General features: G+C 71.3%; 14 protein-coding genes. 8 read left to right on the top strand and 6 right to left on the bottom strand.

The window, feature by feature from the left end:
• Window position 1: 1 nt before the first annotated feature.
• The 4 genes from SM577_RS19645 to fxlM form a co-directional block, all read right to left on the bottom strand.
• The gene (locus tag SM577_RS19645) at window positions 2–1,072 is read right to left on the bottom strand and encodes a lanthionine synthetase C family protein (RefSeq protein WP_474587640.1); all 1,071 of its coding nucleotides are present in this window, start codon (window positions 1,070–1,072) and stop codon (window positions 2–4) included.
• Window positions 1,069–3,816, bottom strand: coding sequence for a lantibiotic dehydratase (locus SM577_RS19640; protein WP_474587639.1), 2,748 nt, complete (start codon window positions 3,814–3,816; stop codon window positions 1,069–1,071). The genes SM577_RS19645 and SM577_RS19640 overlap by 4 nt, the downstream gene beginning before the upstream one ends.
• Window positions 3,817–3,884: 68 nt before the next feature.
• Complete coding sequence (fxlA, locus tag SM577_RS19635) at window positions 3,885–4,040, bottom strand: FxLD family lanthipeptide (RefSeq protein WP_474587638.1); 156 nt, start codon at window positions 4,038–4,040, stop codon at window positions 3,885–3,887.
• A 12-nt stretch (window positions 4,041–4,052) separates the two neighbouring features.
• Window positions 4,053–5,252 (bottom strand): methyltransferase, FxLD system, encoded by a 1,200-nt coding sequence (gene fxlM / locus SM577_RS19630; RefSeq protein ID WP_474587740.1) that lies wholly within the window; start codon window positions 5,250–5,252, stop codon window positions 4,053–4,055.
• 532 nt (window positions 5,253–5,784) lie between these two features.
• Here fxlM and SM577_RS19625 point away from each other — a divergent pair.
• From SM577_RS19625 to SM577_RS19600, 6 genes are all read left to right on the top strand, one after another.
• Complete coding sequence (locus SM577_RS19625) at window positions 5,785–6,933, top strand: hypothetical protein (protein WP_474587637.1); 1,149 nt, start codon at window positions 5,785–5,787, stop codon at window positions 6,931–6,933.
• Window positions 6,933–7,817: a bifunctional diaminohydroxyphosphoribosylaminopyrimidine deaminase/5-amino-6-(5-phosphoribosylamino)uracil reductase RibD gene (gene ribD / locus SM577_RS19620; protein ID WP_474587636.1), complete on the top strand. Its 885-nt coding sequence runs from the start codon at window positions 6,933–6,935 to the stop codon at window positions 7,815–7,817. Before SM577_RS19625 ends, ribD begins: the two co-directional genes overlap by 1 nt.
• 967 nt (window positions 7,818–8,784) lie before the next feature.
• Complete coding sequence (locus tag SM577_RS19615; protein WP_474587635.1) at window positions 8,785–10,194, top strand: APC family permease; 1,410 nt, start codon at window positions 8,785–8,787, stop codon at window positions 10,192–10,194.
• 5 nt (window positions 10,195–10,199) lie between these two features.
• Complete coding sequence (locus tag SM577_RS19610) at window positions 10,200–11,219, top strand: acetamidase/formamidase family protein (protein WP_474587739.1); 1,020 nt, start codon at window positions 10,200–10,202, stop codon at window positions 11,217–11,219.
• Window positions 11,216–11,899 carry a GOLPH3/VPS74 family protein gene (locus tag SM577_RS19605; protein ID WP_474587634.1) on the top strand — a complete coding sequence of 228 codons (684 nt, stop codon included), beginning with the start codon at window positions 11,216–11,218 and terminating at the stop codon, window positions 11,897–11,899. Before SM577_RS19610 ends, SM577_RS19605 begins: the two co-directional genes overlap by 4 nt.
• A 26-nt stretch (window positions 11,900–11,925) precedes the next feature.
• Window positions 11,926–12,582 carry a GNAT family N-acetyltransferase gene (locus SM577_RS19600; protein WP_474587633.1) on the top strand — a complete coding sequence of 219 codons (657 nt, stop codon included), beginning with the start codon at window positions 11,926–11,928 and terminating at the stop codon, window positions 12,580–12,582.
• A gap of 197 nt (window positions 12,583–12,779) precedes the next feature.
• Here SM577_RS19600 and SM577_RS19595 read toward each other — a convergent pair whose 3' ends face one another.
• Together SM577_RS19595 and SM577_RS19590 are read right to left on the bottom strand one after the other, a co-directional pair.
• Window positions 12,780–12,989: a hypothetical protein gene (locus tag SM577_RS19595; protein ID WP_474587738.1), complete on the bottom strand. Its 210-nt coding sequence runs from the start codon at window positions 12,987–12,989 to the stop codon at window positions 12,780–12,782.
• 212 nt (window positions 12,990–13,201) lie between these two features.
• The gene (locus SM577_RS19590; protein ID WP_474587632.1) at window positions 13,202–15,565 is read right to left on the bottom strand and encodes a DISARM anti-phage system protein DrmE domain-containing protein; all 2,364 of its coding nucleotides are present in this window, start codon (window positions 15,563–15,565) and stop codon (window positions 13,202–13,204) included.
• 163 nt (window positions 15,566–15,728) lie between these two features.
• Between SM577_RS19590 and SM577_RS19585 the strand changes: the two genes are divergently transcribed.
• Window positions 15,729–22,145, top strand: a complete 6,417-nt coding sequence (locus SM577_RS19585) for a hypothetical protein (protein ID WP_474587631.1) — start codon at window positions 15,729–15,731, stop codon at window positions 22,143–22,145.
• Complete coding sequence (locus tag SM577_RS19580; protein WP_474587630.1) at window positions 22,142–24,313, top strand: MBL fold metallo-hydrolase; 2,172 nt, start codon at window positions 22,142–22,144, stop codon at window positions 24,311–24,313. The genes SM577_RS19585 and SM577_RS19580 overlap by 4 nt, the downstream gene beginning before the upstream one ends.
• Window positions 24,314–24,449 lie beyond the last annotated feature (136 nt).

Here is a 24,449-nt window from a genome sequence, read left to right as displayed (position 1 = left end):
CTCAGGAGAGGAGGAGACAGGCGTCCCATGCGGTGGCGGCGGCGGTGACGAGGTCGGCTCCTGCCTTGCCGTCGAGAAGCCCTTCGGGCTCGTCGGCGGCGGGGGTCGCCTGCCGGTGGAGATCTTCTGCGGCTGCCAGGGGTATTGGGGTGAGGGCGTCGGAAGCGACGCGGCGGGCGGTGGCCAGCAGTCCGGCGGTGCCATGGCACAGGCCTCGGTCGGTGAGCCGCCGGATCTGTTCGGGGTCGGTGAGGCAGCTGATGAGCGCGGTCTCCGCGACGTGCTGGCGGGTGGCGTAGCGCAGGGCGTGTGCGGCGAGTTGCTGGGCGCGGGCGATGCCGGGGGTGCCGTAGCACCAGGACGGCCGGAGCGGGGTTTGCTGGGCAGGTGTTCCGCGGCGTAGGTCGGTGAGGGTGATGGTTTGCGGCCACCAGATCGTGCCGTAGCTGTGCTGCTGCCAGGTGTCCAGCCATCGGCTGATGCGGTTGATCGCCGTGGTGTGTCCGGCGACGGTGATGCCGTCGCGGTGGCTGAGGGCGAGCAGTGCCAGTGGGCCGGTGATGCCGTGGGCTATGCCGAAGTTCGCGTGACCGCCGACGGGCGGTGGCTGGCGGCGTTCGGGCCCGTTCCAGCACCACCAGCCGGGCAGCGCGCCTCGCGGTTCGGTGAGCCGGACGAGGTAGTCCAGGACTTGGCGGAGCAGGTCGTGATTGCCGAGCCGGCGCAGAACGACGCCGAGCCCGGTCAGCCCGCGGATGAGGTCGTACTCGGCGTAGTGCGGCTGCTGGTGTCGGTCGATGCGGCGGTGAGCGGCGTCGAGCCGTCGGCGGGTTACCGTGGCGGTGCCGTCGGCGGTGGCCGCTCGTGCCTGGGCGAGCCCTGGGTGGTCGGTGGTGGCGACGACGAATGCGAGTGCGGGGGCGCCGTAGAAGAGGCTGGCCCCGTCGGCGATGCTCACGCCGCCGGCGGTGGCGTGGCGCAGTGCCTCGTACGCTGCGGGCCGGTTGCCGGTTTCCAGGTGCAGCAGGGCGATGCCGGCCGCGCCGTCGGCGAGGGACTGTCCCGCGGTCACGGCTTACGCCTGGAGAGGGTGGTGCGGGCGATGGTTCGGGCCAGTCGCAGGCAGTGCCGCTCGGAGGTGAGGTCGACACCGATCATGCGAGCGTGGTGCAGGTGCAGTAGGCCGCCCAGCACCTCGTCGGGGTCGAGTCCGTCATCGACGACCAAGGAGCGGTAGGCGGCCAGCGCTGCCGCGAGTCGCTCGTCATGCACCGGGCGCCGGGCGTGTTCGAGCTGGGCGGGATCGAGGCGGGGACCGGTCCTATGCGGGAGGTGGGTGGCGAGCCAGCGCGGCCCGTCGCCGGTGAAGCCGTCGGCGATGGCGATCATCCCGGCGGCGGTGGCGGCTTGTCGGTCGCCGGTGAGTCTGTGCAGGGTGGCACAGGAGTCGGCGGCGAACACCTGCTCGGCGGCGGCGAGGGCCGCTGCGGCGCCGTGGCGGGTTTCGGGGCGGTACGGGTGCAGGCTGTAGTCGTGTATGACGGCGTCATCGTGCAGGTGCTGCACCCAGTCGGCGAGATGGCAGGCGGTGTCGGCGAAGCGGTCGGTGTCCGAAAGTGGGATGCGTAGCCGCAGGTGCGGCTCGGGGTGGGGATACCGCAGGAACCACCAGCCGGCTGGTAGGTGGTCGGCGGGGCGGGCGGCGAGGTCGGTCAGGATGTCGTCGAGCCGGCCGTGTAGGTGTGCTTCCAGCCACCGTGACCGCCCAGGCCAGTGCTGAACAGTGGTGGCGGTTCGGGCTGGTCGCGCTGGTTGGTCGGCTGGTGCAGGGTGGGTGAGGGTGAGCAGGAGTTCGGTGGGGCGGTCGTCGATCCAGCCCGCTGGCCCTGGAGCCTCGGTGATCACGGTGCGGGGATGCCGGTCGAGGTGGTCGCGCAGGACCGCCACGTGGGCAGGGTCGTCCAGGTCAAGGCATAGGCGGATGTCGTCGTCGCCGACCAGGACCTGCTGCGGGATGTGCCGCTGGTGGCGATGTCGCTGCCAGGCCACGCGCCACTGCGGCCATGCGGCGCCAGAAGCGGGAAGGGCGGTGTGGTCGATGATCCAGCGGGCGGGGTGCACGATGGTGCGTCCACGCCGCAGGCGGGGTAGGAACGGCAGGCCGCCGGCGTTTCCCCAGTCGAACCGGCTGCACGGTGCCGTCCATGCGGTCCAGATCTCGGCCAGGAACCGCATCAGCGGCTGCTGCAGCGTGGGCAGCAGCACACTGTTGAACAGCAGCGCTTCGACGGGCTGACCCGTTGCCGGCGATACCAGCCACAACCGGCGTCCGTCACCGGCCACCGCCAGGTCCTCGACCGTGTACGACGGTGCCGGGTGGAAGTCGCCGAGAGGAAGGACGGGCAGCAGTTCGGGCGTCCGGGCCACTGCGGTGAGGCGGGCGTCCAGCGGGGGTCCGGAAAGCTGCAGCGGGGCCGCGCCGGGCAGGGCGGTCGGCAGATGCCGGTAGACCTGCTGGAATCCGGCGAGTTCGGCGGGGGTGAGCAGATGCAGGAACCGGGCTGCGGCGACCCCGGCGTGGCGGGACCCGCTGAGCACCGTCAGGGTGAACGTGCCGCGGTCCAGATCGTGCGGGGTGTCGGCGGCGAGGGTGAACCGCAGTTCGGTGTGCGGGATCGGTGGGCGGTCGTCATCCCCGCGCAGCCGGTCGATCAGCGAGTTGTCGAGCACCACCTCGGCGCAGCCGTCGAGTGCGGCCTGCTGCGCGAGCTGTCCGAGCAGCCGGTCGCGGGCGGTGAACAGCGCTGGGGCGTGGCGAGCAGATCCCCGGTAGCCAGCCGGAAACCCCAGCACGTTCAGCACATCACGGATGGGAACAGCCGCTCCTGGACCCCACCGCTCGATGAACGCATGGTGGTACTCGGTCCATCCGGCGGCGTGAGGTGGCGCTACCGCCACGAGCGTCGACGCGGCCCGCTCCGCCTCGTGCAGCACCGGCGGGGGCAGGGTCACCGTGATGTCGGCGCGTAGATCGACGGCGACTCGGTTGCCCGGCTCCGGGATGGCGTAGTGGCGGGCGACGTGTGCGGCCGGGTCGGTGGCGGTCATGGGTGGGCGTAGGGCCGACAGCAGCACCCCTGTGTGGACCAGGTCGGCCAGCAGCCGCTCAGCGTCGGCCATGCTGGCGGGTCCGGCGATCATCGCGGCGAGGTCGGCGAACCTGACCGGGGACCGCGCCACCTGGATCGCCGCCCGGATCGGGCCGGTCAGGCGGACCTCGACATCCCACCGCCGATCGGCGCTGGCATGAGCACATGGCAGCACCCACCTGTCGCCGCGCCGGTATCCCAACGAGTTCGTCACCACCGCGACGGCACGCAGAGTGTCCAGATCCTGTTCGGCCCACGCGGTGTGCTCGGCGATGAACTGGCCATCGGGGCGGGAGACCGCGTGATGTTCCTCGCCCAGGCGGACCGTCGCGCGAGCGCCGAACTGGACCGGGGCCACGCCGGCGAACGTGCCGAACGGGGTCGCACGGGTGGTCCAGCGCAGCAGGTACCGGAGCGCTGACTGCACCAGGCGCCGCAGCCGCTGCTGAGGCACCGGCTCACCGCTGAGGGCGCGTTGGATCTGGTCGGCCAGGTGCGGCGCCGCGCCGGTAACGGCTGCCGCGAACCCGGGCAGCGTCCACGTCTTGTCCAGCCACTCGCGCCACTGATCCGGATGACCGTGGGCCACGTCGGGCCAGGCAGGCAGAACGAGGCCCTTGGGGTAGGCGGCGATCCGTATCAGCGCCGCACCAGCTGCGGGAACCATGATGCACCACCGAATCGACGGGCCCGGCGCGTTCGACGCCGGGCCCGATCGTGAGAGGAACGGATGGGTCAGTTGCCGTCGTCGCACCTGGTCGTGCAGGCGTTGGAGCCGGTGTTGCCGGAGCCGCACCCGTCGTCGGTGGCGGTGGCGTAGCCGCCCGCGGTGGGGCCGGCGTCGACCAGGGTGACATCCAGGGCGAACTCCGAGGCGTCGGTGTCGTTCACGTGCGTTCCCTTCTATGCGGGGGCGAAGGTGAGGACGAGACGGCTGTGCCGCTTGTCCAGCACCGTCCCGGCCGGCAGGTCGCCGTCGGGAGTACCAGCGGGCAGGACGTGCAGCACCGGCGAGGGGCTGCCCGCATCCAGCCACCCGCGCATGTGTCCAACCATCCGACCGGCCGCTACCGCTGCGCCGGGCCCATGCGCACAGGCGCCCAGGTCGAACATGTCGTCGTCCGTCCAGCGCAGCGTCGAGCGGTAGCAGAACGCGCCGTTGTCAAGGGCGGCCGGCGTGCCAAAGCGCCACGCCGGGGCGACGACGTCCGCATCGACGGCCTCCTGCTGAGCCGTGAGAACAACGAACTGCTGCCCTGCATCGGTGATGCGGGTCGCCAGCCACAGGTCGAGATCAGCCAGGACGGTGCGAGGGGGCAGGCTCACCCCGGCCCATGCCTGTGTCTGCGGCTGCGTTAACAGCTCGGCCACGGCGTGGTGGTTGACCTGCTGGTCCTCGTCCAGTCGCAGGTGGACCCCGTCAGCGATGTCGACGTACCGCACCTGATGTGCCCCAGCGCCCTGCATCGACACGAACCCACACAACCGCTGGCTGTGGCTGACCAGCCGCTCCCCCGTCCGACGCATCGCCCACGAACGGGTCATCCCGAACGTCCGCAGCGGTACGACCAGCGTTCCGTTCCCGGCGAGCTGAGCGGTCCAAGCCGGGGGAACGTCCCAGGCGCCGACCGTGACGATGATCAAGTCGTATGTGCAGCCCGGATTTACCGGTTGCTCAGCGTCCGCGCACACCACAGCCACGTCGTCGTAACCCGCCGCTGCGAGGCATGCGGTGGCCCGGTCGGTCACCTCGCGATCGATGTCTACGGTCGTGACTGAGCCCGACGGGCCGACCAGCTCGCGCAGCAGCGCGGCGTTGTATCCGCCGGAGCCGATCTCGAGGACCTGGCGGCCGGGCAACCCGCCGTCGATGGCGTCGGCTGCCTGACCGAGCATCTCCGCTATGAGCCACGGTGCCGACACCGAGCTGACGGCCTCGTCGCCGATCCGCTTGGTCACCACGGCCTGGTCGGCCCGGTACGCCTCCGTCAACGCGGCATCCGGCGTGAACAGGTGGCGTGGGACGGCGCGCAGCGCCGCCTCCACCTCGGGCCGCATCACCAGCCCTTTGGCCCCATGATCGGCGACCATTTGGTCGACCATCGCATCACGCAGGCCCTCGCTGCTCATCGTGATGGAACTCATGTATGCGTCCCTCTCCCTATCCCTCACGGCCGCTTCAGTCGGACGACCGCTCTCTCCGGTATCCGCCGACGGCCGAACACAGCTCCGGCCAACGCACCCCGTCCCAGTTCGGGGAGGATCCAGCGTTGGCGAAACCAGATCGCCACTGCGGGCGGATCGCCGCGTTGTGCTCCCGTAATGCCGTCAGAAGAGCTGCAGAGCGGCTGGCTGCCGCGTGGGGCCTTACCGATAACGTCTCACACGATCACTCATCGTGAGCGGTGAGGAATACCGACCTGCGGTCCGACCTTGCTGCCACCCCGTGTCGCTTCCTGACGTGAACGCATGGGAGGTGGATGATCTAGACAGCCGGTGGCATAGTCGGCATGGCCGGCATGTGGGCCGAGGGGAGAGAGCGGTGCCTCGCCATCCGGACGCGATGATTAGGCCGAACACTGTGCTCAGTGGAGCGAGGCGGCGCTTGCCGTCACCTGTGCGCCCTGGTCAGCGCATGTCCCGCAGCGAGCTGGCCGATGCGGTCAACGCTGCGCTCGACCGAATCTACGGAGGCCGTGACGTCACTGCCCACTACGTCGACTTCCGGTGGGTTGGCAAGCTGGAGCGCGGCGAGCATCGGTGGCCCAGCGAAGCACGCCGGGCGGCACTGCGCCACGTACTCGGTGCCGTCACCGATTCGGATCTCGACCTCTACAGCCCTCGACGTACGGATGGAAAGTACGCCGCCGATGAAGCGGCCGCGCCCCGGCCAGGAAGCTGGGACGAGACCATCCACATGCTGCGCGAACAGTGGCATCTCCTGGTACAAAACGACAAGATGTTCGGCCCCGAGTACGCCCTGATGGGCGTCGCCAGGCAACTCACGGCGATTGACGGCCTTCTGCGGGAGGTGCCCGAAGCGCTCCGCCCCTCCCTCGTCCGCCTCGCCGCCCAGTACGCCGAATCCGCGGCCTGGCTAAACCAGTCCCTCAACGCCCACTCCGTGGGCCACGACTGGACACGACAGGCACTCGTTTGGGCGGCTCAGATTGGTGACTCGACCATGACCGCCTGGGCCACCTACCGCAGCAGCCAGCAGTGGTTGACGAGCGGATACCCCGCCCAGGCCGTCGAGCAGGCCGAAGCGGCGTTGCTCTACGACCAGAAGCTGCCCGGACCGATGCGGGCCGCGTTGCGCGTCCAGCATGCCCACGCTCTCGCCGCCACGGGCGAGCACCACGCGGCGCTGCGCCTGCTGGACGACGCGCATCGCTGGGCAGCGGACCGCCACCCAGGAAAGCCAGAGGGCGAGCACGCTTCCTACTGCACCAGCGGCTACATCGAGGTACACCGCGGGGCATGCCTTCGGCTGGCGCAGCGACCAGAGGAGGCAATCACCGTGCTGGACGAGGCTCTCCCCAAGATCCCGTCGCGGCATCGCCAGGACTTCGCCTCTGCCCTGCTGAACAAGGCCGCCGCTCACGCGGCGGCGAGCCAACCCGACGTGGCTGCGGCGACGGCGCACCAAGCACTGCCGATCGCGCGCCGGGCCGGGTCACGACATATCCTGCACCAACTCACGCGGCTCGGCGCTGTGATGAGCGGATACCAGCAACTCCCGGACGTCCGCGCCTTCCTCGACGATCTCAAGGAGGCCAACTGATGGCATCCGACGACGAACTGACCGCGATGCGACAGGCAATTACTGTGTCAGCGTTCGGCCTGGGCACCACGAGCCCCAACCCGCCCGTCGGCTGCGTCATCCTCGATCGCCACGGTGTAGCTGTCGGTGTCGGCTACCACCGGCGAAAAGGGGAAGCACACGCCGAGGTGAACGCTCTGAGCGCAGCTGGCGCCGCAGCCCGAGGCGGCACCGCCGTCGTCACGCTCGAACCCTGCAATCACATCGGCGTCACCCCGGCCTGCCGCCAAGAACTCATCGACGCCGGCATAGCCCGAGTCGTCATCAGCGTTATCGACCCCACGTCCCGAGGCGACGGAGGCGCCGCGGTACTCTCCGCCGCCGGTATTGACGTCGAAACCGACGTGCTGCCCGACGAAACGCTCACCGTCCTCAGACCCTGGCTCACGGCGACGCGGCGGCGCAGGCCGTACCTAACGTGGGCCTACACCCTCGGCGGGGCAAGCAAAGAAAAACTCGATGAGCAACTCGTGGCCGACCTGCGGCACAGGACGGATCTTGTGCTCGCGGACAACGGCACCCAGGAAGGTGTCCCCGGCGGCCATGCCCCTGAGCACTTCACGCTGCGGGACCACGCCGCCAACGGGGACCTGCGGGAATGGCTCTCCACCAGCTATGCGGGAGGCACCCGAAGCGTCCTGGTTGCTGGAGGCAGTCATATCGAGCTTCTTCACGGCAACTTCGACTTCGTCGATGAGATCATCGTCGCAGTCGAGAACGCCGATCCACGAAGTGCGCTCGCGGCGGTGACCAAAGAAGTAACGGCAGCTGATTTCGCGCTAATCCACGTGTCCACTAGACCCGAGGCGTCAGTGGTCCGCCTTCAACGACCTATGCAACCTTAGCAGAATGTCCGCGACTCGCTTGACGCCAGCGGGAATCAAAGCCTCGATACCGCCGGAAGTGGCGATTACGGATCACTGGTAAGGGTGTCCACTGCGACGGCCACAGCCGCGTTGGCATTACGGTAGCGGTAGATCGAGGAAGCGCAGCGCGGCACGCTAGATGATCCAGCACCTCGGGTGATGGTGGCGGCCAGTGGCGCGCTTTCCGAGTCGGCGTAGCGGACCTGCCGGTGGCCCAACTCCTCGGCCTCCGGCTCCCACCCTCCAGCCGCCGGCGGCGGTGATGATCGCCTCGCGCCTTTTAACGTCCGACTTGCAGGTAGTGACAAATCCCGTCCACCAGGTCGATGGCTAGGCCGATGCCCGTGTCTAGCGCACTGAACTGCTGACGGGAGAAGCCGAGGACCCGAGGCAGTTGTTCCTCGCCCCAAGCGAGGGCTGGCGCGCAGCCGGCGGATTTCCTGATCGCGCCAGCCGCGTCCGAACACCCGGACTCGGGCCGGTCGCCGGTAGCCTCCCCGCCCGAGTTGTGGCGACACCGCTATCCGCATCGGCGATCTCCCTCCTGCTGCCCCCAGCTGCCTTAGCACCAGGTCAGACGGTTTCGGACCGCAGAAGGAGCATGAGGTCGGACCGCAAGTCGGCATTCCCACCTCTACGAGCCGTACGCGATCGTGAATTGGCGTTAGCCACTGCACGCAGCCTGGGTTGCACCAGTCCTTACGACGGTGTGGAGACGGTGAAAAACCAACTGCGGTGGCGGCGGCGTTGTCCCGCAGTGCAGTACGCACTCCAGGAAACCGCTGCTTCGGCGGAGTTCCTGCGGGAGTGGTCCGGCTCATGAACCGGGTGCAGGTTCCGCCGCGGTCCCCTAGGGAGCGGCGGCCTCGCACACGGCAGTGAGGCATCCGGACCGGAAGTGGACTCACAACTAACTTTCCCCTCAACACTGAAGAAGGCACGCGAGATGTATGAGCAGGATGAGCTGTCCCGCTACGGCTATCGGCAGGAGTTGAACCGGCAGCTGCGATTGCGGGACCTGCTGGCCTATGGCCTCGTGTACATGGTGCCGATCGCGCCGATGGCGATCTTCGGCAGTGTCTACGCCGGCTCTGGCGGGATGGTAGCCCTGGCGTACGCGATCGGTGTGGTGGCGCTGGTGTTCACGGCCTTTTCTTACGCGCAGATGGTGAAGGCGTTCCCGATGTCGGGCAGCGTCTACAACTACGCCGGGCGCGGTATCAGCCCGCCGGTGGGTTTCCTGGCGGGTTGGGTGATCCTGCTCGATTACGTGCTCGTGCCGGGGCTCTTGTATCTGGTGGCGTCGGTGGCGATGCACGCGAGCGTGCCGGCGGTGCCGGTGTGGGTGTGGCTGCTCGGGTTCGTCGTCGTGAACACGGTCGTCAACTCGGTTGGTATCCGGATGACCGCGGTCGTCACCCGGGTCATGCTGGTCGGTGAGCTGATCGTCTTGGCGATCTTCCTCGCGGTCGCGGGTTGGGCGCTGGCGGTGGGCAAGGGCCGGTTCAGCTGGGATGCGTTCTACAACCCGGACACGTTCACCTGGTCTCTGGTTGCGGGGGCGGTGTCGATCGCGGTGCTGTCGTTCCTCGGCTTCGATGGCATCAGCATGCTGGCCGAGGAGACCCGGGACGGGTCGCGGCAGATCGGCCGGGCGATGGCCGCCGTCCTGGTCTTGGCGGGGGTGCTGTTCATCGCGCAGACGTGGCTGGCCGCCATGCTCGTCCCCGACCCGGCGGGACTGCAGGCCGCCGGCGATCCGGGCGGGACGGCGTTCTACGACGCGGCGGCGGTGGCCGGTGGGAGCTGGTTGGCGACGGTGTGCGCGGTGGCGACGGCGGTGGCGTGGGGGTTGCCGAACTCGATGGTCGCGCAGGTCGCCACGTCCCGGCTGCTGTATGCGATGGCCCGGGACCGGCAACTCCCCCGCTTCCTGTCGAAGGTGTCGCTGCGGCGGAGCGTGCCGATCAACGCGACGCTGCTCACCGGCGCGGTGTCCCTCGCACTCGGCCTGTACATGGCCACGCGGGCGGACGGGATCACACTGCTGTCGTCGCTGATCAACTTCGGGGCGATGGTCGCCTTCCTCGTCCTGCACATCTCAGTGGTGGTCCACCATCTGATCCGCGGCCGCAGCCGGAACCTGTGGGCGCATCTGGTGATACCCGGGGTCGGGTTCGCGATCCTGGCCTACGTCGTGGTCAACGCCAACATCGCCGCGCAACGCCTCGGCCTGGCCTGGCTGGCCCTCGGGGTGCTGGTCCTCGCCGGCCTCTACGCGACCGGCCGCCGGCCGGCGCTATCGGGTCTGGCGCCTGTGCTGCGGCAGTCGCGGCGTGACGTGGAGCGGGTGTGAGCGGCATGGACAGGATCGTGTACCGGCCGGTGCGGGACGAGTTCGCCTACACCTTCGGCGGCCGCATGCCCGTCGCGCACCTGCGCTCCGGTGACCTGCTGGAGGTGGTCACGGAGGACTGCTTCGGCGGCCTCATCCGCGGGCCGGCAGACCTGCCGTCCCGGGTGTGCCGCATGCCCTACCTCAATCCGGTGTCGGGGCCGTTCTTCGTCGAGGACGCCGAGCCTGGTGACACCCTCGCCATCCACGTCGTCTCCATCACGCCGGCCCGGGACTGGGGTGTGTCTGCGACCTTCCCGCACTTCGGCGCCCTCACCTCCACCGCACACACCCCCACCCTTCAACCACCGCTAGAGGAGCGGGTGTGGGTGTACGAGATCGACCGACCCGCAGGCGTCGTGCGGTACCAGGCCACCGCCAGCGACCACACCGTTGACCTGCCGCTGGACCCGATGATCGGCACGATCGGCGTCGCCCCGGGCGGATTCGAAGCCCGCTCCGCCATCGTCCCCGACACCCACGGCGGGAACCTCGACACCCCCGAACTACGGGCCGGCACCACCCTCTACCTGGGTGTGGCCATGCACGGGGCGATGCTCGCCCTCGGCGACGGACACGCCCGCCAAGGCGAGGGAGAAGCCAGCGGCGTCGCCGTCGAAATCGCGACCACCACCACCCTCATCGTCGACGTGATCAAAGGCGTGGCCACGCCGTGGCCGCGGCTGGAAACCGACAACGAGATCATCTCCGTCGGCGCGGCCCGCCCTCTCGAAGACGCCTACCGCATCGCCCACCACGACCTGGTCGCCTGGACCACCGCCCTCACCGGCCTGGACACGTTGGATGCCTACCAACTCGTGTCGCAGGCCGGACGGGCGCCGATCGGCAACGTGTGCGACCCCAACTACACGATCCTGGCCGCCGTCACCAAGACCCTGCTCCCGTCTGCATCCGAACCGTACGGCGGGGCGCACGACAGGCTGCGGCGACTCGTGGCCGCGGCAGCAGTCGGGGGCGGAGCGTGACGGCGTCGGTTCCCCGCCTACCCCTGCGGGATGAGCTGTTCCTGCTCGGCCACGACGACGACACCGGCCACCCCCACCTGCACCGCGACGCCCTCTCACTCGGCCTGGCCGGCGCCGTCCTGATCGACCTGTTCCTCGCCGGACGAGTCGACCTCGACCACATCGACCCAGCCCACCCCACCGGCGACCAGCGGCTCCGCCTGCACATCGACCGTCCGGTCGGCGACCTGATCGCCGACACCGCACTCGCCTCCATCCGCTACGCCCACACGGCACCGCCACTGAAGGTGTGGCTCCGCGGCTTCGCCCACGACCTATACGAACGCACCCGCGCCGGCCTCGTCGCCGCCGGAATCCTGCGCCACACCACCCGCCGACGCCTCGGCGGCCTCGTCCGCGCCGACACCTACCTCGCCACCGACACGAAATGGGCCATCGTCGCCCGAGCCCGACTGCGCTACCTCGCCGCCAGACGCGAGCAACCCGACAACCACACCGCCGCCCTCGCCGGCCTCGTCGCCGTCCTCGGGCTCACCCCGTACCTCTACCTCGACGACGACACCACCGCCCTCACCGCGCACCTGCAGACCATCGCCGACCAGCACCACCGCCCGGTACGCGACATCACCGCCACCGTCGACGCCGCCCTCGGCGACCTCGCCACCGCCGCCTACCGCTGACCCCACCCTCACAGGAGCACTCCCCCATGGACACCGTCCCCCGCATCCGCGCTGCCCGCTGGGCCGACAAGGACCCCGTCGCCGCCCTCATCGCCGACGCCCTACAGCCCAGCCCGCTCGCCGCCTGGCTCGTACCCGACCCGGCACAACGGCGCCGCATCCTCGCCGACGTCCTCGCCATCTGGGTGGAGCACGCCATGTTCTTCGGCGACATCTACCTCACCGACGACCTCACCGCCGCCACCGTCGGCTTTCACCGCTACCGGCCCATACCCCCACCCGCCAACTACGGGATCCGACTGGCGGACGCCGCCGGTCCACACGCCGGCCGCTTCGACATCCTCGACCAGACGCTGTCCCTGCGGCGACCGACCGAACCCCACTACCACCTGGCATTCCTCGCCGTTCAGCCCGAGGCGCAGCGAACCGGGCGGGGGACCGCGATGCTCGCCCACCACCGCAGCCGCATCGACCGCGTCGATCTACCCTCCTGGGCCGATACCACCACCGCAGCCCAAGACCTGTATGCCCGCCACGGCTACACCACACGCCCGACGATCACCCTCCCGGACGGACCAACCATCCACCCGATGCGCCGCGACCCGGACCCCGGCAACGACGCGTGGCCCCTCAACACGACCCGCCCCACGACGACGTCCCGCCAACAGGACATCGCCATCTGACGGAGCCAGTCCGACACCCCGCAGCCCTGCCACCTGAACAGGAAGCCTGTCGCATGTCGCCGCTGCGACGATCCGATCACAGCTGGTCCGCCGGCTGGTCGCAGTCGCCACCAGGTCCGCGCCAGCGGCAAACCCCACCTCCGCTCCCCCGAGCGCCGGCATCCCCATGTCCTGTAGGGCAGGGTCATCCGCGGAAGTTAATCCTGAGGCGGAAGGGCTGTGGCCGCATCACTGGTCTGCTCACGCCACTGACCACCGCCGCTCGCAAGAAGTCGCCGAACCATCGCCCGAGCTTCCACCTCGCTGTCAAATGCCCACCGCAGGACCTGGCCCGTCTCCGAGTCACCAGCCCGCGCGACCACGTGCCACCGAACCTCACGCGTCAACCACACATCGCGACGCGCCAACCGCCCCCAGTGGGTCGGGCCGAAGCGCGGTGCCGGGCTTTCGTCCGGTCCGTTTCTTCGGCCCGCCCTCCCGAACCGGACGTGCAGCTCTCGCTGCATCCGGCTCTCCACGGACTCACGTCGGCTGGGTCAGGCGACGTGTCGAGCCGGTCCACGGATCGAGGTTTAGCGATTCGCATCGGCGGGTGTCAACCTGCAAATCCGCCGATTGATCAAGCAGAAGCAAGCACGCCGACGAGGTGCGCTGGGACCAGTTGTTCGGCCGGGTCGACGTCCGCCACCGGGTGCTCGGTAATCGCATCGAGCAGGTCGGCGACGTGCACGCCAAGGTCGGCATCGACCACGTTGTCCTTCGCCCGGCTGGCGGCCGTCTCCACCTGCCCAGCCAGCCACGCGCCGAGCTTGCGGTGCACGATGTGCAGGGTCCGCAGCGCCCACGCGACCCGTTCGGCCTCAGCCAGCAGCGCGTCGTCGTTGACGGCGCGGGCGAAGCGGGCCACGTCGGCGCTGTCGGCGGGGCCGTCGACAGTGCCGCGCATCCAGTGCCCGACCGCGCCGGCGGTCGTGACCGTCGTGCCGGTCATCCGGTCCAGGATCTGCTGTTGCGTCAGGCCGCGGTCGCGGGCCGCCGCAGCGCGGGCGTGCCAGAAGTCGACCAGCATGCGCAGTGCCGCGTACTCGGTTCGCTCGGACAGCTTCTCCGTCAACGCCACCCGCAGGTAGGTGCGGGCGGCCCTGTCGACGAGCAGCAGCACGTCGCCGCTCTGCAGCGCCTTCGCTGCGACCCGGGACAGGGTTGGGCCGCGGCGGCGGGTCACGAGCTCGTTCGCCGGCAGCCACAGCACCCGGGGACCGTTCGGGTCGTCCAGGTGCACCGCGATCGCCGGCACGTCGCTGTCGGCGCTGGTTTGCTCGCAGACGGGCAGGGTGTCCGGATCTTCCTCGGCGGCGGCCATCACCGCACGCAGCACCCCGGTCACGTCGACGGCGAACGGGTCCCACGCGGTGTTTTCCGCGCTGGACAACTCGTTCGCGTCGACGGGCCGCAGGACGCCTCCGTCAACGACCCGGACCGCGGCAGCCGGGTCGGTCTCGACCGGCCCGCAGCCCGGAGTCACGCCTAGCGCCGCGGCCGACACGGTGACGGCCTCCGTCCGCAGGTGCGCCGTCCGCGCCCGGGCCGCGACCGCCTGCCGCACCGCACGGCGTCCTTCCAGCGGCCCGCACGTCAACTGCAGCACGGCCGGCGCGGGCGGCAACGCCAGCAGCCCGGACCGGCTGCGCGGCAGCGTCCCGACGACGACCAGCAACACGTCCGGCTCCACCATGCCACGCGCGGCGGCGGTCACCGTCCGCACCGCGACCGTCTGCTCCCATCCGAGCGGGGTCCGTGGCGACTCCGTGAGCGCGGCCGTCACCGTGGCGGCTGCAGACGCGCCGCGCACCAGCAGGATCGCCCGCTCCCCTGCCTCGACCCGGGCCGTGACCCAGTCGATGAGCTGGCCGGTCCGTGGCTGCTCAGTCGCTGCGCGGAGTGCGTCGGTGAGCGCGTCCGCGAACCGCAGCCACGCGTCCCGGCTCGAGCCAGCCGCGTGCTCGGCGTAGCCGCGGGCGATCTCGACCAGCGTTCCAAGCCGCATCCGGTACGGGTTCGCGCCGGGGAACCGGTCGTACACGTCCGGGCGAACCGGGACGGACGCGACCACGTGGAACGCCTGCCACGCCCATCGCAGCCCGACGGGGTCAGCAGTCGCGGTACCTGCTAGCTGGCTTGCCGCCTCCCACAACGTGTCGAGGGCCGGGTCCAGCACCGTGCCCGGCTGCGGCACGACGATGTCGACCACGGCGGCGCCGGTGGCCTGCAGCTGCTGCGCCGCGGCGAACACCGCCCCGGCGTCGGCCGTGCGGGGCGTCGCGGCCGGGCCGGCGAGCGCCGGCAGGCAGGCGGCGTCCCACGCCCACACCACGCCTCCGGCGCTGCGGACGACGTCCAGGCCGGCGTCGTACGGATCGCCGGTCAGGTAGACAGCCGGGATCCGACGCCCGGTCTGCTGTAGCACCGCGGCGAGCTCGTCGGCCGTGGCGGCGCCGGCCGCGACGATGACGCCCTCGAGCCGTTCGAGCAGCGGGAGCAGCCGCGCCACCCGCCCGGTCAGGTACACCCGGCCGCCCGCGTCGAGCTTCGACCGGCCGATCACTTGCGGCTGCCCTGCCGCGGTCACCACTGCGCGCGGCACGAAGTCGACCAGACGCTGCATCCGGAACGCCAGCTCGTCGTACAGGTCCCGGTCGGCCAGCCGAACAGACGCGACTCCGATCTGCGGGTTCAGCCTGCCACGGTGTAGCGCGGCCGCGACGGCCGCGGACGCGGCCAGCACCACCGGCGCCGCGGTGACGGATGCCGGCACCACGACTGCCAGCGGAATGCGGGCGGTCATCGCGCCATCCGCCGCTCGCAGCAGTTCGGCATCCAGGACGGTCGGTGCGAACGGCAGCGGCCGGCTGCCACCCCTTCCGCGCATGAGGAGTCCGGACAGGACGCAGTCGCTCAACCCGCGGGTCTCGGCAGCTGCCATGAGCCAGAACGATAGACCTGCCCCGATTGGGGCCGATCAGCCATCTCGAGATCATCTTTCTTGTCGGTCGTACTTTGGTCGTACAGTGACCCGAACATCGCCGCAGGCTGCCACGACGGCAGCTCCGCGGGCGGCGGCAAGCCACCAGGGGAGGACGCGGGCAGTGCGCAGCAGCGAACACAGCGCGGACCACGACACCGGCGACACCCCGGGCATGGCGGCTGCCGCCGTCGAGGGTGCCGAGAGCAGCGGCCAGGACGGGAAATCGCACACCGCTGGCTCCGCTCTCACTGAGCAGGAGAGCGAGACGCTGCGCCGCGCCAAGATCTGCCGCGCCGCGGCCGGGCACCTCACCCAGGCCGACTTGATGAGCGAGCTGCCGCGGCTGAGCGGCGGCGAGGCCTCGTGGGTGCGGCGGCAGACCAAGATGCGCCCCAACTCTCCGATCGCGGCGCTCGCCCGCGCGGTGCGCACGACGCTGGTCCGCTCGGACGAGAAGCGGAGTGCGTTGATCCTGCACGACTGCCTGCACTATGGAGTCCTGTCCACTCACGCCGCCTCCAAGCTAGAACTCGCCGAGCTGGCCGCCCTGCTGGCTGGCGACATCGACGGCATGAACGGCCTGGGTGACGAGCCGATCTACCGGTCCCTGCTCGACGCCGAGGAATTCGGCACCACGCGGACAGCGCGGGTTGCGGCCTGGGCGTCGATGGTGTGCATGGGGCACTCGGCCGACGTCGCGGCGCTGGCCTGGCTGGTCGCCGACCCGCCCGAGGAGTGGTCGGATGCGCAGCGGCAGGTGCTGGCCGACGTATGGGACAGCGTGCGGGCCCGGACGCCGGACATGCCGGAGAAACCGATGCGGTTCGAGGATCTGGTCGAGGTCATCATCGACGCCGACGCTGTGCTGCACAGCGACGAGTTCGACGACGTCGACGAGCCCGCCGGCCTCGAGGAGCCCGCAGCGGCACCCCCAGCCGCGACCGATGCGCCCGGCGGCTCCCCTCCGGCAGCGGTTGGCGCGCCGGCTGTCGAAAGCGGCGTCGCGGCCGAGCCGACCGAGCGAGACATGCCGTCGTTGCAGCGCGAGCTCGACGACCTCGAGCAGCTCCGCAGCCACGTGGAGGACGAGGTGGCTCCCGCCCTCGCCGCCACTGCGGCTGCCGGACGACTCCCGGCGGAAGCCTACGTCGTCGCGGTCACGACCTACACCCGCCAACTCACCTCGGTGTTCGAGGCGGTCGCGCGGCTGACGGGAAATGCGCGGCCAGAGACGCTCGCAGACGCCCGGCATGCGGTCGAGGATGCGTTGGCCGCCGCGCAGGAAGCGGACCAGGCGACCGCCCGGCTGGACCGGGTCCGGCAGCTCGCGACGCTGCGCGCGCCGGAGTACGTCGCCGCGGCCGTCGCGCAGGTGGCGGAGCTGGCCGGCAGCGTCGACGACACGACTGCGGCGGAGACCGTCGCGGGCCTCGATGCGCTGCTGGAGATCGTTGAGCTGGGCGGCCGTGATCCGGCGCGCGCCGTCGGGCTCGGCAGGCTCGTCAGCTCGGCGGTGCCGGCCGCGATCCCGCTGCTCATGTTCGCCACCACCGCCGGCACCCTCACCTACACCCCGGCCGTCGCCGAACGCGCCAGCGGGGAACCCGCTGGAACCGAGGCCGCGGACGTGTCCGGCCCGGCTGAGCCCGCTGCAGAAACGCCTCCCGCCGCCGCAGACGTAGCGGGCACCGCTAGCGTGACGGACGAGCAACGCGCTACCCAACTGGCTGCCTCCGCCACCGACGAGCAGGCCACCAGCTCGGCCGAGCACGCCGAGACCCCTTCCCCGGCCGCCAACCTCGCCAGCACGGACGAGCCGAGCCCGCAGGGAACGGCCACGGAGGAGGGCGCCGAGGCCAGCACCCATTCGGAGCCGGACCTCGAGGACATCCTCGCCGGGCTCAACCTCACCGTCCCGCCGCCGCCCACCACCCCCCAGCCCCGCCACGCCCGGCCAGAGGAGATCACCGAGCCCGAGCTGTCGACCGCTGAGCCGTTGGCCGCCGATGCACCGGACAACAGCGACGCGTGCACGATCTACGCCGACCTGCTCAACCACGACCAGTACGCGCTCGCGTACTGGCTAACCACCGCCGAAGGCGCCCCGGCCTCGCTCCGCACCGCGAACCGGCTCGCCGCGCACGCCGCCGCGATCAAGACCTCCACCGGCTCAAACGCGGCCGCCTTCGCCGCCGCCGTCACCGACCTCGACGCCGACTCCGTCCGCGACATGCCCGCCACTCAGATGCTGATCTACGGCGCCGCCGTCCGCGCCGGGCTGCTGTCCCCGTCGGCCGGTGCCGCCGGTCCCCTCCGCGACATCGCGACCAGCATCCCTCGCTACGGCAAGGCGGTCGAAGAGCTCCACGAAGCGTTGCTCACCGCGATCTACAGCGGCGTCTACCTCACTCCGCGCAGCGTCGACGCCGTCGCCGAAGCCGCCGAAGCAGACCAGGTCCTGCAGACCTTGACCACCAGCGCCGAGGAACTGCTCGCCACGTCCCGCACCATCCGCTACGCCCCTGCAACCGACCTGTGGCAGACGTGGAGGGCCCCCGACGGCTACCTCGGCCGACCGTTGAGCATCGTCGCCGCCGGGCAGACGGCCCCCGACGCGGTCGCGCTCGTCCGCGACCGGGTCGCCGAACTCCGCTCACGCGCCACCCTGGAAGCGACCATCGACCGCGACACGCCCCGCAGCTCCGGCAAGCGCAGCAAGCGGATCGAGTCCCGCGCCCGGGAGAAGCTGCTCGCCTGGACCGGGGAGGTCACCGAGCTGCTGTCGAACTGGATCACTGCCGTTGAGAACCTCACCGGCCCCGACGCCGAGTTGTGGATGAGCGACCCGATTACCGACCTGCGTACCCGGGTCGTCGCCGTCCGCAACCAGGCCATCGCCGAGCTCGGCCGCCGCGGCGACACCGGCGTCAAGGCGCGCGACGCCGTTCACGAGGCCGGGCTGCGGCTGCTGACCGACGCCCTCGACCTGCTCGCTGGCACCGCCGCCGTCCCCGCCGGGCCGGAAGTTGCGGCCGACCGGCTCCTCGGCGGGCCGCTCTCCGGCGCCGCCGACCTGCCGCTCACCAGCGCCGGAGAGCCCACCCGCCCGATCACCACGGACGACGTCGTCACGGCCGACCGGACCGCTCTGACCGGCGCGGCCGGGTGGCGGGCCGCGTACGAGCAGCGGGCCGCCCGCCACGACCACGTCGGCACGCAACTGCTCATCGAGCACGTGCGCACCCTCGACCCGCCGCTGGCCGCCGAGCTCGCCACCGCCCGGGACCAGGCCGTCGCCGCGTCCACGACCGCACTCGATACCGCGATCACGGCCCTGGTCACCCAGATTGACTCCGACCGGCTCTTCGGCCGCGTCACGGTTCAGGAGTGGACCGACCTGTCCACCCGGGTCCGCGCCCACCAGGCCGGGCCGCGCGGCACCCGCCGCGACTACGACGTCATGTTCGCCGACCTCGCCGCCATCGAGGCCGACCGGGCCGCCGCCGTCGCGCGCACCATCGTCGCCGCCCGCGCCGCGCTCGACACGACCGGCATGGACCCCGAGGACGCCGACCGGATCCAGCGTCGCCTCGACGACGGGGACCTCACCACCGCCGCCGAGTACGTCGAGACGCTCGCCTCCGGCCGACAACTACCCGGCCCGCGGGACGACGTCGACCACCTGCGCCGATTCTTCCCCGCGTTCTGCGACGTATTCGCCGCCCGCCCGGCGCTGAGCAACGGCACGCACCCGCTGCTGCGCGACCTGCAGCTGGCGCTGCCGGCCGGGCGGGTCCCAAGCGACCCGGCACTGGCCGCGCTGCTCACTGACGCCGGCCTAAACCTGGCCGAAGTGACCCGTGGCAAGACCGTCGCCGAACGGGTCGAGCACTGGAACCGGCTCGCGGTCAGCCGCTCGTTCGACGCCCGCATCGGCAGCGTCAAGGCCGTCCTCGAGCAGGTCGGGTTCATCTTTGACAAGTCGACCAACCCGCCGGTCAAGCGCGGGCAGGGCGGCGGGCGGGGCTCGTGGCTGGACCTGCACGGCGTCCGCGCGACCGCCGGCAAGGCGCTCATCCCGGCTTTCGGGACGGCGATGAGCCCGTCCGGGGACACGCTGCGACTGCTCGCGGTGTGGAAGACCCCGACGCCGGCCGAGCTGGTGGAGATGCTGCGCAGCGAACCGACCGACCGGTCGATCGTCCTGCTGTACTTCGGCACCCTGGACGCCGCCGCCCGCCGCGAACTGGCCCGCCAGTTCCGCAGCGGCCGCAAGCTGCCGCCGACCGCGGTCATCGACGACGCGGTGATCGCCTACGTCGCCTGCCAGCCGGCCCCCGGTCGGGACGTGACGATGTCGGTCACGCTGCCGTTCACGTTCTCGTCCCCGTTCACCCCGGACGTGCCCGGCGTCAACGTGCCGCAGGAGATGTTCTACGGCCGGGCCGAGGAACGCGACAAGGTCGTCGACATGATGGGTCCGTGCGTCGTGTACGGCGGCCGGCAGCTGGGCAAATCCGCGCTACTGCGCGCCGCCGAGCGCGAGTTCGACGACGGCACCACCCGGCACGCGATCTACGAGTCGATCTTCCACATCGGCAAGTCCGCCCCGGCTGAAGCGGTCTGGACGACGCTGTGGCCGCGGCTGGCGGACAAGGGCATCGTGCCCGAGACCGTCCCGGCCGGCGACGTTGCGGCCGCGCTCACCGGGCACGTCGCCGACTGGGTGACTGCCCGCCCGGGCCGGCAGCTGCTGCTCCTGCTGGACGAGTCCGACTCGTTCCTCGACGCCGACGCGAACGCCGTCAGCGGAATGTTCCCCCAGGTCGTGCAGTTCAAGTCGCTGATGGAACTCACCCACCGCGCGGTCAAGGTCGTCTTCGCCGGCCTCCACCAGACCGCCCGGTTTGAACGGCTCGCCAACCACCCACTCGCGCACTTCGGCGAGCCGGTCTGCGTCGGGCCGCTCGCGCCCCAGGCAGCGTACGACCTTCTCACCCGGCCGCTGCACGCACTAGGGTTCCGGTTCGCCGACACCGACCAGGCCGCCCGGGTGCTGGCGCTGGCAAACAACCAGCCGGCTTTGATCCAGCTATTCGCCGCGCGGCTGCTGCGCAACCTGCAGGGCGCGCCCGTCCTCGGCGACGCGCCGCCGCAGATCATCGTCGCCGACGACGTCGAGCAGGTGTGGGCCGACCCGACGCTGCGGCGCCAGTTCCGCAAGCGGTTCGACTGGACCCTCGACCTCGACCCGCATTACAAGGTGATCGCGTACAGCGTCGCGCAGAACGCACACGCAGTCGGCGTCGACGCCGCGATGTCCCCCGGCGAGCTACGCGCCGAGTGCGAGCAGTGGTGGCCAGCCGGCTTCGCCGCCGAGGACATCCGCGCTAGTGAGTTCCGCGCCCTGCTCGACGAGTGCGTCGACCTCGGGGTGCTGTCGGTAACCGAGCGCGGCTACCGGCTTCGGACCCCGAACGTGCTCGACCTGCTCGGCAACCGCGACGAGATCGACGAGGTCCTCGAGCGGGCTGAGTCGTTCGAGGCGCCGGAGTCGTTCGACGGGTCGCTGATGCGGCCGGTGTACGGCGCCGGGCCGACCCGGGCACCGCTGACCGCGCAGCAGATCGCCGACCTGCTCGCCGCCCGCCGCCAGGTCCGGATGCTGGTCGGCTCGGCCGCGCTCGACGTGGACCGGTGCCTGGCGGTGCTGGAGAAGGAGAACGAGAACGCTGCGTCCGGCAACCGGAAGGCGGTCCTGTCCCGGGCTACGCCGGGCGGGCTGAAGAACAAGTGCCGCAGCTTGCCGCTCCAGAGTGCTGGGCACCACGCCGTCGTCCTGGTCGATCTGAAGGACGCGACCGCCGACGCGGCGCTCGAGGTGTGGCGGCAGGCCCGGGAGCTGATTGCGGCGCACATCGGCGGCACCCTCGGGATTGTGCTGGTCAGCGGCCCCCCGCAGGCCGCCGCGTGGCCGGTCGTGGCGCGGGAGTCGGATACGTCCTCTGGCCTAACCGAGCTGCGCCGCTACGACGACACCGATCTGCGTCTGTGGTTCGCGCAGGAGTCGCTGCCGTTCCAAGACGCCGCGTCGCGGGCCGAGCTGCTGGCCACGACCGGCGGCTGGCCGAAGCTCCTGGACCGGCTCGCGCAACACCTGGCCGGCCGGGACAGCGGCACGGTCAGCGACCCGCTCGACGACGTGCGGACCTGGCTGGGCAGCCACGCCCGGGACCTGGTCGTCGCCGCCGGCGTGACCGCAGACGGGTCGCTGCAGCAGGCGTGGGAGTTCCTGGTGAGGCAGATGGCCGGCGAGGCCGTCGACCTGGAGACGTTCGCCGAGTTCCTCGAGCTGCACGCCGCGACCGGCGAGTCCGGCAGCGAACAGCTCACCGCCGCCAGGCTGGCCGCGAACGGATACACTGGCACCGGGGACGTCGTGCAGGTTCTGCGCGCGCTCGGCGTGCTGCTCGGCGACGGCAAGGGCGAGTACCGGATAGAGCCGATCCTGGCCACAGCGACCCGGAGCGCCGAGTGAGCCGCACCCTGCCGCAGCTCGTCCAACAGCTCGTCCTCGACGCGGCCCGGCACGCCGTCCAGGCGCCGGCGCTAGCCGGGACCGACCCGCACCGGCTCGCGCAGGCCAACCGGCGCGCCATGCTGCAGCTGATCGCCCGCCGCCGGCCGTTGCGCGAGGAGCTCACCGCCCGGTACGCCGACGAGCCGACGCTGCAGCAGCCGACTGTCCGGGCCCTACTCAGCGGGGACACGGCCGTGGCCGAGTCGGCCGCAAACACGCTCACCGACTCTGCCGGAGTGCGCCGCCTCGCCCGCAGCTGGGTCGGCAGCGCCACCCCTGCTCCCGTGCAGGCCAGCCCCGCCGACGGAGCGGCGCCGGTGGACCGGCGCCGGCACGCGCGGACCGCCCGCAAGATCGCCGACCTGCAGGAGGCCCGCGACGTCGCCCGCGCCCAGCGCAACACCGCGCAGGCCGAGGCCCGCGACTTGGCCCGGCAGCTAGCCGCCACCCAGGGCGACCTGGAGGAGGCCGGCACCGTCATCGAGGCGCTGCGGGCCGAGCTGAACCTGGAGCGGGAAGCAGCCGCAGCCCGGTCCACCGACCTGCTCGCCGCCGCTGCGGTCCTCGCCGCGGCCGCCGCCCCGTCCGGCACCGGCGACACCGACGACCCGCGCACACGTGAGCTCGCCAACGACGCCACCGCGGTCCCGTCCGACACGCGGCTCGCCGCAGCGCTCGCCGCCGCCGGTGTGGCGCCAGCCGCGTTCCGGGCCGTGCTGGCCACCCTGCTCACCCCGCCGATCGCGCCGGTGCCCGCGGTGGCGACGCCGCGGGAGATCGCGTTGACCCCGCTCGGTGCCGGCACCGAGATCGGCGGGTCGGCCATGCTGGTCTCCGCCGGCGACGTGCGGATCCTCGTCGACGCCGGGATGCGGCCCAAGCGGCGCATTGACGACGCCGGCCCGCCGCACATCGACGTCGTCCGCCGCGGCGGCCGCCTAGACGCGATCGTGATCACGCACGCGCACAACGACCACGCCGGGTACGTGCCGGCGCTGACGGCTCAGTTCGCGAACGTGCCGGTGTTCTGCACCGCGGAGACCGCGGCGCTGCTGCCGACGATGTGGCAGGACTCGGTGAAGGTGTTCGACCGGACCCGCAGCGACTACGTCGAGGCAGGCGAGCCGCCCGCCGAGCCGCCGTACACGCGGACGCAGGCCCTCGCCGCGCAGCGGCGCCTCGAGCCGATCGCGCTCGCCCGGACCGTCGAGGTGGCCGACGGCGTCACCATCGAGCTGTTCCCGGCCGGGCACATCCTCGGCGCGGCCGGCGTCGTCGTCACCGCCGGCGACCGCCGGGTCACCGTGACCGGGGACGTGTCCACGCTCGCGCAGCTGTCCGTTCCCGGCCTGATCGTGCCGGACGTGGCTCGCGGCTCGGACCTGCTCGTCATCGAGTCGACGTACTGCGGCCAGCGCGGCACCAACCGGGACCTGGAGGTGGAGAAGTTCATCAACATGGTCGCCGAGACCGTCTCCGCCGGCGGACGGGTGCTCGTCCCGGCGTTCGCGCTCGGCCGGGCCCAGGAGGTTGCGCTCACCCTGCGCGACCGGCTGCCGGACGTCCCGGTCCTCATCGACGGGCTGGCCCGGCACGTGTCCTGGATCTACGAGCAGGAGACCGCCGGGACCGACCGGCCGCTACGGATCTACGGCGACGGCGTGCAGGAAGTCCGCGACACCAACCGGCCCTACCTGCTCAAGAGCTTCCGCAAGGGAGTGGTCGTGACGACGTCCGGGATGCTCGCCGCAGGACCCGCGGTCCGGTGGGCCCGGGAGATCCTGCCGGACCCGAACTCGGCGCTGCTGGTCGCCGGCTACCAGGACGAGGACTCCCCCGGCGCGGAACTGCTCGACCTGTCCAACGGCGGCAACGGCACCCCGGGGGGCCGCGGCGGGCCGCGCACGTTCCGCCTCGACGCCGACGACGTCGCGGTGAACGCGCGGGTGGAGCAGTTCGGGCTGTCCGCGCACGCCGACCGACGCGGCCTATCCGCGATCATCAACGAGGTCGCGCCGCGCGAGGTAATGCTGGTGCACGGCGTGGAACGCAAGCAGCGGGACTTTGCCGACAACCTCACCCGGCGCGGCTACGCTGTCGCGCCGACCCGGCACTGGCAGCGCTGAACCCCGCCGTCCGGCGGTGATCTTCCGCAATGTGGGTGGTGGCGGGTACCGTCCGGGTTAGCCCCCGCGCCAGCCGCTGGCCGCCCCGGCCGCACTCGGCGCCGCAGGCCGACAACTGCACACTGGCCGTCCCCGT

This window comes from Micromonospora desertarenae (genome assembly GCF_056150265.1).
Note: the sequence above shows the minus strand (reverse complement) of the source record. Positions and strands in the feature narration are given on the sequence as shown.

What these genes read in the sequence shown, in the direction of transcription:
- SM577_RS19590 (WP_474587632.1), bottom strand. Translation starts at nt 15,565, where the DNA reads ATGGCAGCTGCCGAGACCCGCGGGTTGAGCGACTGCGTCCTGTCCGGA.
- SM577_RS19640 (WP_474587639.1), bottom strand. Translation starts at nt 3,816, where the DNA reads ATGGTTCCCGCAGCTGGTGCGGCGCTGATACGGATCGCCGCCTACCCC.
- fxlM (WP_474587740.1), bottom strand. Translation starts at nt 5,252, where the DNA reads ATGGTCGACCAAATGGTCGCCGATCATGGGGCCAAAGGGCTGGTGATG.
- SM577_RS19615 (WP_474587635.1), top strand. Translation starts at nt 8,785, where the DNA reads ATGTATGAGCAGGATGAGCTGTCCCGCTACGGCTATCGGCAGGAGTTG.
- ribD (WP_474587636.1), top strand. Translation starts at nt 6,933, where the DNA reads ATGGCATCCGACGACGAACTGACCGCGATGCGACAGGCAATTACTGTG.
- SM577_RS19625 (WP_474587637.1), top strand. Translation starts at nt 5,785, where the DNA reads ATGTCCCGCAGCGAGCTGGCCGATGCGGTCAACGCTGCGCTCGACCGA.
- SM577_RS19610 (WP_474587739.1), top strand. Translation starts at nt 10,200, where the DNA reads ATGGACAGGATCGTGTACCGGCCGGTGCGGGACGAGTTCGCCTACACC.
- SM577_RS19600 (WP_474587633.1), top strand. Translation starts at nt 11,926, where the DNA reads ATGGACACCGTCCCCCGCATCCGCGCTGCCCGCTGGGCCGACAAGGAC.